This window comes from Monashia sp. HAY1-2A (assembly GCF_056755315.1).
Genome location: NZ_JBNDHY010000144.1, coordinates 1 through 10,948, shown reverse-complemented (window position 1 = coordinate 10,948; position 10,948 = coordinate 1). Strand labels below are relative to the sequence as shown.

The 10,948-nt window shown below is 70.4% G+C and carries 12 protein-coding genes; all 12 read left to right on the top strand.

Annotated features, from left to right (window positions below; genetic code table 11):
- Nucleotides 1–244: 244 nt before the first annotated feature.
- On the top strand, nt 245–1,063 hold the full coding sequence (locus ACPYOM_RS17660) for an L-threonylcarbamoyladenylate synthase (RefSeq protein WP_481346959.1): 819 nt from the start codon (nt 245–247) through the stop codon (nt 1,061–1,063).
- 84 nt (nt 1,064–1,147) lie between these two features.
- Nucleotides 1,148–2,428, top strand: coding sequence for a serine hydroxymethyltransferase (locus ACPYOM_RS17655; RefSeq protein ID WP_481339290.1), 1,281 nt, complete (start codon nt 1,148–1,150; stop codon nt 2,426–2,428).
- A 35-nt stretch (nt 2,429–2,463) separates the two neighbouring features.
- A complete protein-coding gene (locus ACPYOM_RS17650) occupies nt 2,464–3,561 on the top strand; it encodes a glycosyltransferase family 4 protein (RefSeq protein ID WP_481339292.1) in 1,098 nt (365 codons plus the stop codon).
- 143 nt (nt 3,562–3,704) lie between these two features.
- Entirely contained in the window at nt 3,705–4,208 is a 504-nt protein-coding gene (locus ACPYOM_RS17645) for a Cg1360 family ATP-synthase-associated protein (RefSeq protein WP_481346958.1), read from the top strand.
- 14 nt (nt 4,209–4,222) lie between these two features.
- Nucleotides 4,223–4,516: a hypothetical protein gene (locus tag ACPYOM_RS17640; protein WP_481339296.1), complete on the top strand. Its 294-nt coding sequence runs from the start codon at nt 4,223–4,225 to the stop codon at nt 4,514–4,516.
- A 166-nt stretch (nt 4,517–4,682) separates the two neighbouring features.
- A complete protein-coding gene (gene atpB / locus ACPYOM_RS17635; protein WP_481339298.1) occupies nt 4,683–5,462 on the top strand; it encodes a F0F1 ATP synthase subunit A in 780 nt (259 codons plus the stop codon).
- 113 nt (nt 5,463–5,575) lie between these two features.
- Nucleotides 5,576–5,785: an ATP synthase F0 subunit C gene (gene atpE, locus ACPYOM_RS17630; RefSeq protein WP_026863922.1), complete on the top strand. Its 210-nt coding sequence runs from the start codon at nt 5,576–5,578 to the stop codon at nt 5,783–5,785.
- 57 nt (nt 5,786–5,842) lie between these two features.
- Nucleotides 5,843–6,421 (top strand): F0F1 ATP synthase subunit B, encoded by a 579-nt coding sequence (locus ACPYOM_RS17625; protein WP_481339300.1) that lies wholly within the window; start codon nt 5,843–5,845, stop codon nt 6,419–6,421.
- Nucleotides 6,421–7,233, top strand: coding sequence for a F0F1 ATP synthase subunit delta (locus ACPYOM_RS17620; RefSeq protein ID WP_481346957.1), 813 nt, complete (start codon nt 6,421–6,423; stop codon nt 7,231–7,233). The genes ACPYOM_RS17625 and ACPYOM_RS17620 overlap by 1 nt, the downstream gene beginning before the upstream one ends.
- A 68-nt stretch (nt 7,234–7,301) precedes the next feature.
- Nucleotides 7,302–8,933: a F0F1 ATP synthase subunit alpha gene (gene atpA, locus ACPYOM_RS17615; protein ID WP_481339304.1), complete on the top strand. Its 1,632-nt coding sequence runs from the start codon at nt 7,302–7,304 to the stop codon at nt 8,931–8,933.
- A 138-nt stretch (nt 8,934–9,071) separates the two neighbouring features.
- Complete coding sequence (locus tag ACPYOM_RS17610; protein ID WP_481339306.1) at nt 9,072–10,013, top strand: F0F1 ATP synthase subunit gamma; 942 nt, start codon at nt 9,072–9,074, stop codon at nt 10,011–10,013.
- 25 nt (nt 10,014–10,038) lie between these two features.
- Nucleotides 10,039–10,948, top strand: a 910-nt coding sequence (locus ACPYOM_RS17605) for a F0F1 ATP synthase subunit beta (protein WP_481346956.1), incomplete at its 3' end; no start/stop codon positions are given.

The window sequence follows — 10,948 nt, the reverse complement described above, 5'->3', positions numbered from 1 at the left end:
GGGTCACCACCGCCCGCCGCGCCTGACGCGTCTGACCCGCCTGACGCGTCAGCCCCGCACCGAGCGCGACCCACTCCGCTGGGTCGGGCGGCCGGATCCACACGACGTTCGGCTTCGTCCGGGCGGGTCTCGCCGGTTCGCTCCGGCCGCTCGGCCCGACGCCCGGGCGCGCGGTCCGGACGCGCCGCCCGGGCGCACGGGACACGTCGCGGTCCGCGTCGGTGCCGCGACTAGGCTCTGCCGGGTGAGCGAGCGCTACGACTGCACCGACCCCGACGGCCGCGCCGAGGGCATCCCCGCCGCCGCGGCGGCCGTGCGACGCGGCGAGGTCGTGGTCCTGCCGACCGACACCGTCTACGGCATCGGCTGCGACGCCTTCGACGCCAATGCCGTGGCCTCCGTGCTCGCCGCGAAGGGCCGCGGGCGCGACATGCCGCCGCCGGTGCTCATCCCGACGGCCCGGACCGCGCAGGGGCTGGCCACCCAGGTGCCCGACTACGCCAACCGCCTGATGGAGCGGTTCTGGCCCGGTCCGCTCACGGTCGTGCTCAAGGCCCAGACGTCGCTGCACTGGGACCTCGGCGAGACGAACGGCACCGTGGCGCTGCGCGTGCCCGACGACGAGATCGCCCTCGACCTGCTCGGCGACATCGGACCGATGGCCGTCACGAGCGCCAACACGACCGGGGACCCCGCGGCGCGGTCGGTCGACGAGGCGCAGGCCATGCTCGGCGAGTCCGTGGCGGTCTACCTCGACGGCGGCCCGACCGAGGGCGGCGCTCCCTCGACCATCGTCGACTGCACGGGGGAGGTCCCCGTCACCCTGCGCCTCGGCGCCATCCCGCAGGCCGACCTCGACGCGGCGCTCCTGCCCCAGGAGCCGCCCACCGACGACGCAGGAACCGACGCCGTCGCCAGCGTGGACGTCCCCGACGCCGACACGGCCGACGTCCCGGACGCCGGCGAGCCCGTCGGCGAGGTGCCGCCCGACCCCACGCCGGACCCGAGCGTCGACCCCACCCAGCACGGACGCGGTGCCGCCGCCCACGGCTCGACGGCATAGAGTTGGTCCGCGCTCGCACCAGTGCCCCGCACGGAAACCCGCACGGAAACCCGCACCGAAACCCGCACCCTCCGGAGATGCCCCATGGCTGACGACACGACGTTCTACGGCTCCGACTTCGGCGCCCTCCAGTCCTTCGACCCGGACATCGCGGGGGTGCTCCTGTCCGAGCTGGACCGCATCCGCGGCGGCCTGCAGCTCATCGCGAGCGAGAACATCAGCTCGCCCGCGGTCCTGACCGCGCTCGGCTCGACGCTGTCGAACAAGTACGCCGAGGGCTACCCGGGGCGTCGCTACTACGGCGGGTGCTCCGAGGTCGACAAGGCCGAGACGATCGCCATCGAGCGGGCCAAGGAGCTGTTCGGCGCCGACCACGCCAACGTCCAGGCGCACTCCGGCGCCTCCGCCAACCAGGCCGTGTACGGGGCGTTCATGAAGCCCGGCGACACCCTCCTCGCGATGGCCCTGCCGATGGGCGGCCACCTCACCCACGGCGCCAAGGTCTCCTTCTCCGGCAAGTGGTTCGACGCCGTCCCGTACGGCGTCGACAAGGAGACCGAGGACATCGACTACGACGAGGTCGAGCGCCTGGCCAAGGAGCACCGCCCCAAGGTCATCTGCGCGGGCGGCTCGGCCATCCCGCGCCTCATCGACTTCGAGCGCTTCCGCGCCATCGCCGACGAGGTCGGGGCGATCCTCTGGGTCGACGCGGCCCACTTCATCGGGCTCGTGGCCGGCAAGGCGATCCCGTCGCCGGTGCCCTACGCCGACGTCGTCACCTTCACGACGCACAAGGTGCTGCGCGGCCCGCGCTCGGGTGCGCTGGTGTGCAAGGCCGAGCACGCGGCGGCCCTGGACAAGGCGGTGTTCCCGATGATGCAGGGCGGTCCGCAGATGCACACCATCGCGGCCAAGGCGGTCAACTTCAAGGAGGCCGCGAGCCCCGAGTACGCCCAGTACGCCCAGGACGTCATCGCCAACAGCAAGCAGCTCGCGCAGAGCCTCAAGGACGTCGGCATCCGTCCCACGACCGGCGGCACCGACACGCACCTGTCGCTGCTCGACCTGCAGGGCATCGGCGTCACCGGCAGGGACGCCGAGGCTCGCGCCGACGCGGCCGGCATCGTCCTGAACAAGAACGCCATCCCCTTCGACCCGCAGAAGCCGAACATCGCCTCGGGCATCCGCGTCGGGACGCCGTCGGTGACGACCCAGGGCATGGGCCTGGAGGAGATGAAGACCATCGCCCGCCTGATCCACACGTCGGTGACCCAGGGCGACGCCGACCCGGACCACCCGGTGAGCAAGGAGGTCCGTGCCGAGGTCACCGACCTCGTGACGCGCTTCCCCGCCTACCCGCGCTGACCGTCCGCGGTCGGCGCCCGAGCGAGGGTCGGTAGGTGCACGAGTACGTCCTCGTCCTCATCGTGGCCGCGGCGGTCACGTACGTCGCCACACCCTTCGTGCGCAGCCTCGCGGTCGCGACGGGCGCCTTCACGGCCGTCCGGTCGCGCGACGTCCACACGACGCCGATCCCGCGGCTCGGGGGAGTGGGCATCTACATCGGGTTCGTCGCGGCGGCGCTCGTGGCGCGGGCGCTGCCCTACCTCGGCACGCTCTTCTCGACGAAGCAGATCATCGGCGTCGTCGTGGCCGGCGGGATCGTCTGTCTCCTCGGGGCCTTCGACGACATCCGCGAGCTGGACTGGATCACCAAGCTCGCGGGGCAGATCCTCGCGGCAGGCCTCATGGCCTACACCGGGGTGCAGCTGCTGTCGCTGCCGATCTTCGGGACGACGATCCTGCCGACTCCCGTGCTCGTGCTCTTCACCGTCATCGTCGTCATGGTGTGGACCAACGCGGTCAACTTCATCGACGGCCTGGACGGCCTGGCCGCGGGTGTCGTCGGCATCGCCGCGCTCGCGTTCTTCATGTACAGCTACATCGTGTCCCGCTCGTTCGTGCCGGCCAACGTCTTCTCCACCGCGACGTTCATCTCGGCGGCGCTCGTGGGCGTGTGCGCCGGCTTCCTGCCGCACAACTTCCACCCGGCGCGCCTGTTCATGGGCGACTCCGGGGCCCTGACGCTGGGCCTGCTCCTCTCGGCGGCGACGATCGCGCTGACGGGCAACGTCGACCCCGGGCAGGTCAGCGGCAACGAGGTGACGGCGGCGTTCCTGCCGATCATCGTGCCCCTCGCGGTGCTCCTCCTGCCGCTGCTCGACATGGTCCTCGCCATCGTCCGGAGGACCCGCGCCGGCCAGCGGCCCTGGCACGCCGACGCGATGCACCTGCACCACCGCATGCTGCGCATCGGTCACGGCCACCGCCGGGCCGTGCTCATCCTCTACCTGTGGGCCGCGATCGTCGCCCTCGGGTCCGTCTCGTTCGTCATCTGGGACGGCTGGCGACCGCTCGTCGTCGTCGGCGCGGCCGCCGTCGCCGGTGTCGTGCTCACGGTCTGGCTCCCGCGGTGGAGGCCCTCCGAACGCTTGTGATAGCATTCACAAGCACCTGAGGGGAGTCTGAGAAGGACGCTCCCCGGGCCGCGGATCGTCTTGCCCCACACGGCGATCGAGCACCAAGCGCCCGTTCGCAGCCCACTCGCCCCCGCCGACCAGACGCACCAGGCAGGTCCACCGTGAGCACCACCCCGGCCCGCACCGCATCACAGTCCGATGCGTTCGCGCAGCTCCTGCGCGGGTCGCTGCCCCCGACCCTCGTCGCCGGTGTCGTCTGCGTCCTCGTCGGGCTGTTCTCCAGCCCGACGGCCGCCTGGTCGGCCGCCATCGGGGCGGCCCTCGTCGTCTTCTTCTTCACGCTGACGCTGCTCGCGATGCGCTACACGGCCCACCTCGCACCCACGATGGTCATGGTCGTCGTCATGCTGACCTACACCTTCAAGGTGCTCGTCCTCGCCGTCACCCTCTTCGCCCTCCGCGACGTCACGTGGGCCTCGGGGTACGCCATCGGGGTGTCCGTCACCGTCTGCGCCGTCGTCTGGCTCTTCTTCGAGATGCGTGCCTACCGTCACCTGCGCATCTTCGCCTTCGACCCCACGACCGACGTCGGGTCCGAGGCCGCGTCCGATGCCCCCGCAGACCGCCCCTCGACGCCGCCGCGGGAGCCGCGTGATGAGTCGTGAGCAGGGAGGTCACCATGAGCACCCCACCGACACCGCCACCCGGTCCCGAGCCCGAGGAGCCGACGCGTCCGCCCACCGCGGCGGAGCAGGAGGAGGAGGCGCGCGAGCGGGTCAACGCCGTCAACCGGCGCGAGGCCGACTCGGCCTGGCGATCCGTGGCCTACCTGCTGACGGGGCCCCTCGTCTACGGCGGCCTGGGGGCCCTCGCGGACCACTGGCTGGGCACGTCGTGGCTGGTCGGAGTGGGGATCGTCGGGGGGATGGCCCTGTCGCTCTACCTGATCTGGTTCCGATACGGTACCCATTGAGCCAGGCGGACCCCGCGTCGCCAGCCGGCGCGACGCCGCCCGGCCCGCCGAGCAGCACGCGCAGCACGAGGGCCTGGCACCCCACCACCCCAACCGCGGGACCTCACCCCGTGCCGATGACCGGTGTCGTCGGCCGAGCAGCCCAGAACGTACGAAGGAGTAACCCGTGAGCATCGTTGCCGCCGCACCGTCGGACTTCGAGGCGCCTGGCGTCGGCGAGTTCTGGCAGCCGCTGATCGGTGACGGCGCGTGGGCCATCACCCGTCCGATGCTGCTCATGGTCGTGTCCGGCCTGCTCATCGCCTGGTGGCTGCTCGCGACGACGCGCAAGAAGGCCATCGTGCCGAGCCGCGGCCAGATGGCCACGGAGGCCGTCTACGGCATGGTGCGCAACGGCATCGCCAAGGACCTCATCGGGTCCAGGGAGTTCCTCAAGTTCGTCCCGCTGCTCTTCTCCCTGTTCATCATCATCCTGGTGAACAACCTGTTCGGCGTCGTCCCGCCGTTCAGCTACCCGACGATGAGCCGCATCGGCTTCCCGATCGCCCTGTCGCTGCTCGTGTGGGTCATCTTCCACGTCGTCGGCATGCGCAAGCACGGTTTCGTCGGCTACTGGAAGTCGCTCGTCCCGGCGGGTCTGCCCAAGGGCATGATCGTCCCGATCTTCATCCTCGAGCTCATCACCGACCTGTTCACGCGGCCCGTCACGCTGGCGCTGCGACTCTTCGGCAACATGTTCGCCGGCCACATCCTCATCGTCCTGTTCATCACGGGCGGCTGGTACATGCTCACCAACGGCGGTGTGCTCGTCGTCGCCGGCGGGGTCACGTGGATCTTCGCCTTCGTCATGACCCTGTTCGAGCTCCTCGTGGAGTTCCTGCAGGCCTACGTCTTCACGCTGCTCGCCGCGCTCTACATCGGCGGCGCCCTGGCCGACGAGCACTGACGGCCGCACGGACAGCTCCACCAGCTCCACCCGCTCGACCGTTCCACCCCGACGCTTCACCCAGCCCCGTTGGTAACCGCCAGCGGGACCGACAAGAAGGAAATGGAATCAACATGACCGGCAACATCGCCATCCTCGGTTACGGCCTCTCCGCCATCGGCCCCGGTATCGGTGTCGGCCTGATCTTCGCCGCGTACATCAACGGCGTCGCCCGTCAGCCCGAGGCCCGCGGCATGCTCCAGCCGATCGCCTTCCTCGGCATGGCCATCACCGAGGCCCTTGCCATCTTCGGTATCGCGCTCGCGTTCGTCTTCAAGGCCTGACGCCCGCACGGGCCACCAGCTCGTCGACGCTCCGTACGTTTTCTCTAGGAGACCCGCATGCATGCAGTGACCATGACCGCCGAGAGCGGTGAGGGCGGCTTCTGGGCCACCGCGGCACCGATCATCCCGCACCCGCTGGAGTTCCTCTTCGGTCTCGCGGTGTTCGCGATCCTCTACTTCGTCGTGAAGCAGAAGGTCGTGCCGCGCCTGGAGCAGATCTACGCCGAGCGCACCGCGGCCATCGAGGGCGGCATGAACAAGGCCGAGGAGGCCCAGGCCCAGGCCCAGGCCGCCCTCGAGCAGTACCAGGCCCAGCTCGTCGAGGCCCGCGCCGAGGCCGCCCGCATCCGTGAGGACGCCAAGGCCCAGGGCGCGCAGATCATCGCCGAGATGCGCGAGCACGCCGCCAGCGAGGCAGCCCGGATCACCGACACGGCCCACAAGCAGATCGAGGCCGAGCGCCAGCAGGCCCTCGTCTCGCTGCGTGGGGACCTCGGCCGCATCTCGACCGAGCTCGCCGGCCGCATCGTCGGTGAGTCGCTCGAGGACGAGACCCGCCAGAAGGGCATCGTCGAGCGTTTCCTGGCCGAGCTCGAGTCGGGCGACGTCGTCCGTGAGAAGGTCGGGGACCGCTGATGCAGGGATCCTCACGCGCAGCAGCGGCCGCGAGCCGCGACGCGTTCACCGGCGCGCTCGTGGCCGGTGCCGACCGCCCGCGGTTGGCCGAGGAGCTCTTCGCGGTCGTCGCCCTCCTCGACGGCAACGTGACCCTGCGTCGCGCCGTCGCGGACCCCTCGCGGGAGGGGGCCGAGAAGTCCTCGCTCGTCGAGCGGCTGCTCGCGGGCAAGGTGAGCGCCGAGGCGCTCGTCGTCCTCAAGGGCGTGGCCGCCCAGCGGTGGAGCTCCGAGCGCGACCTGTCCGACACCCTCGAGCGCTACGCCGTCGAGACGGTCATCGCCGAGGCCGAGACGGCCGACCGCGCCGACCGCGTCGAGGACGAGCTCTTCCGGTTCGAGCGGATCGTCGCCGCCGACCCCGCACTGCGCACCGCGCTCACCGACGCGTCGGCCCCGGCCGAGCGCCGGTCCGCGCTCGTCGCGACGCTCCTCGAGAGCAGGGTTGCCCCGGAGACGCTCGTCCTGGCCCGCCAGGCCGTCGTGTCGCCGCGCGGACGCCGCTTCGACCGCACCGTCGAGAGGTACCTCGAGACCGCGGCCGCCCGTCGGGAGCAGCAGACCGCGACGGTGACGTCCGCGGTCCCGCTCGGCGACGGCGACCGCGAGCGCCTCGCCGCCGGCCTCTCCGCCATCTACGGCGGCAAGGTCCACGTCAGCACCGTCGTCGACCCCCGGGTCCTCGGCGGCGTCAAGGTCGAGATCGGTGACGAGGTCATCGACGGGACCGTCATCCGCAAGCTCGACGGCGCACGTCGCGCCATGGGCGCCTGAGGCCCACCACCAGCTGTGAACACCCACCGGCCCGCAACCCCGGGTCGAAACCGAGGAGAAGATCTGACATGACGGAGCTTTCGATCCGTCCGGAGGAGATCCGGGACGCACTGGACTCCTTCGTCCAGTCCTACGAGCCGGGCGCGGCCTCCCGCGAAGAGGTCGGTCGCGTCACCGACGCCGGTGACGGCATCGCCCACGTCGAGGGTCTGCCCTCGGCCATGACGAACGAGCTGCTCCAGTTCGAGGACGGCACGCTGGGCCTCGCGCTCAACCTCGACGTCCACGAGATCGGTGTCGTCGTCCTCGGTGACTTCGCCGGCATCGAGGAGGGCCAGACCGTCAAGCGCACGGGCGAGGTCCTCTCGGTCCCCGTCGGCGACGACTTCCTCGGCCGCGTCGTCGACCCGCTCGGCAACCCGATCGACGGCCTGGGCGAGATCAAGTCCGAGCAGCGTCGCGCGCTCGAGCTGCAGGCCCCGACGGTCGTCCAGCGCAAGTCGGTCCACGAGCCGCTCCAGACCGGCATCAAGTCGATCGACGCCATGACGCCGATCGGTCGCGGCCAGCGCCAGCTCATCATCGGTGACCGCCAGACCGGCAAGACCACCGTCGCCATCGACACGATCATCAACCAGAAGCGCAACTGGGAGTCCGGCGACCCGGACCAGCAGGTCCGCTGCATCTACGTGGGCATCGGCCAGAAGGGCTCGACCATCGCGTCGGTCCGCGGCACCCTCGAGGAGGCCGGCGCGCTCGAGTACACGACGATCGTCGCGTCGCCGGCGTCCGACTCTGCCGGCTTCAAGTACCTCGCGCCCTACACCGGCTCGGCCATCGGCCAGCACTGGATGTACCAGGGCAAGCACGTGCTCATCGTCTTCGACGACCTGTCCAAGCAGGCCGAGGCCTACCGCGCCGTGTCGCTGCTGCTGCGCCGCCCGCCGGGCCGCGAGGCCTACCCGGGCGACGTCTTCTACCTCCACTCGCGGCTGCTCGAGCGCTGCGCGAAGCTCTCGGACGACCTCGGCCACGGGTCGATGACCGGTCTGCCGATCATCGAGACGAAGGCCGGTGACGTGTCGGCGTACATCCCGACCAACGTCATCTCGATCACCGACGGCCAGATCTACCTGCAGGCGGACCTGTTCAACGCCAACGTTCGTCCCGCCATCGACGTGGGCGTCTCGGTGTCGCGTGTCGGTGGTGCGGCGCAGATCAAGGCGATGAAGTCGGTCGCCGGTCGCCTCAAGCTCGACCTCGCGCAGTTCCGTGCCATGGAGGCCTTCGCGATGTTCGCCTCCGACCTCGACCCCGCCTCGCGAGCGCAGCTCGCCCGTGGTGCGCGCCTCGTCGAGCTGCTCAAGCAGCCGCAGAGCAACCCGTACCCGGTCGAGGAGCAGGTCGTCTCGGTGTGGGCCGGTACGACCGGCAAGCTCGACGACGTCGCGGTCGAGGACGTCCGCGCCTTCGAGACCGAGCTGCTCGAGACGCTGCGGCGCGACGGCAAGATCCTCCAGACGATCCGTGAGACGGCCAAGCTCGACGAGGACACCGAGGCGGCGCTGAGCACGGTCGTCGACGAGGTCAAGTTCACCTTCCGCGGCACCGGTCGTGAGGGCCTCGAGCCCGGCACCGAGGACGTCGAGGAGCTCGACGACGACGCGATCGCCCAGGCCAAGATCGTCAAGAACAGGTGACCCCCTCCGGGACGCCGTCCCGTCGAGCCGCGCCCGGCGCGGGCCTCGCGGACGGCGTCCCGGAACCGGGCCGGTCCACGTGACGGCGCCCGACCCCGAGCCCTTCGACACCCCCAGAGACCAAGAGAGGCGGAGCACATGGGAGCGCAGATGCGGATCTACCGCCAGCGCATCAAGTCCGTCCAGTCCATCAAGAAGATCACCAACGCGATGGAGCTGATCGCGGCCGCCCGCGTCGTCAAGGCCCGCCAGAAGGCGACCGAGGCGATGCCGTACACGATCGCGCTGACACGCGCCGTGAGTGCGGTCGCGACCAACACGAACGAGGACCACCCGCTGACGACGCAGGCCACCGAGGCCCGGCGTGCCGGCGTGGTCATCGTCACCGCCGACCGCGGGCTCGCGGGCGCCTACTCGGTCGCCGCCATCAAGCGCAGCGCCGAGCTCATCGCCCACCTGCAGGGCGAGGGCATGGAGGTCGTGCCCTACCTCGTCGGGCGCAAGGCCGTCAGCTACTTCAAGTTCCGTCGGCGCGAGTACGCCGCCGAGTGGACCGGCTTCTCCGACGCCCCGACGTTCGAGAACGCCAAGGAGATCGCCGACCGCATCACCGCGGACTTCCTCAAGGACCACGCCGAGGGCGGCCACGACGAGATCCACGTCGTCTTCACCCGCTTCCGCTCGATGGTCCGCCAGGAGCCGCACGTGCTGCGGCTGCTGCCGCTCGAGGTCGTCGGTGCCGACGAGGCGGGCGACGACGACAGCGGTATCGACTTCTCGGTCAACCGGTACGAGGAGGGGCAGATCCCGCCCGAGTACTCCTTCGAGCCGAGTGCTGCCGAGGTGCTCGACCTGCTGCTGCCCAAGTACGTGCGCAACCGCATCTTCACCGCGCTCCTGTCCTCGGCCGCGTCCGAGCTGGCGGCCCGCCAGCGCGCGATGAAGTCGGCGACCGACAACGCGTCCGAGCTCATCAAGAAGTACGAGCGGCTCGCGAACCAGGCCCGCCAGGCCGGCATCACCCAAGAGATCAGCGAAATCGTGGGCGGTGCGAACGCCCTCGCCGACGCACAGAAGTAACGCCCACAGGTAAGGAAACAGACCAATGACGGCAACTGTCAGCGACACCGCCGCGACGGCTCCGGCCGCGGGTGGCGTCGGTCGCATCTCTCGTATCATCGGCCCGGTCGTCGACGTCGAGTTCCCGGCCGACGCGATGCCGGAGCAGTACAACCTCCTCACGACCGAGGTGACCCTCGCCGGCGAGACCAAGGCCATCAACCTCGAGGTCGCCCAGCACATCGGCGACAACATGGTCCGTGCCATCTCGCTCCAGCCGACCGACGGTCTGGTCCGCGGCTCGGCGGTCCAGGACACCGGTGGCCCGATCACGGTCCCCGTGGGCGACGTGACCCTCGGCAAGGTGTTCAACACGACCGGCGTGTGCATGAACCTCGCGGAGGGCGAGACCCTCGATGTCAAGGAGCGCTGGGGCATCCACCGCAAGGCCCCGGCCTTCGACCAGCTGGAGTCCAAGACCCAGATGTTCGAGACGGGCATCAAGGTCATCGACCTGCTGACCCCGTACGTGCTGGGCGGCAAGATCGGACTCTTCGGCGGTGCCGGTGTCGGCAAGACGGTGCTCATCCAGGAGATGATCGCCCGCGTCGCCCGCGACCACGGCGGTGTGTCGGTGTTCGCCGGTGTCGGTGAGCGCACCCGTGAGGGCAACGACCTCATGGTCGAGATGGAGGAGGCCGGCGTCCTCGGACAGACCGCCCTCGTCTTCGGCCAGATGGACGAGCCGCCGGGCACGCGTCTTCGCGTCGCGCTGTCGGCCCTGACGATGGCGGAGTACTTCCGCGACGTCCAGAAGCAGGACGTGCTCCTGTTCATCGACAACATCTTCCGGTTCACGCAGGCCGGTTCCGAGGTCTCGACCCTCCTCGGCCGCATGCCGTCCGCCGTGGGCTACCAGCCGAACCTCGCCGACGAGATGGGCACGCTCCAGGAGC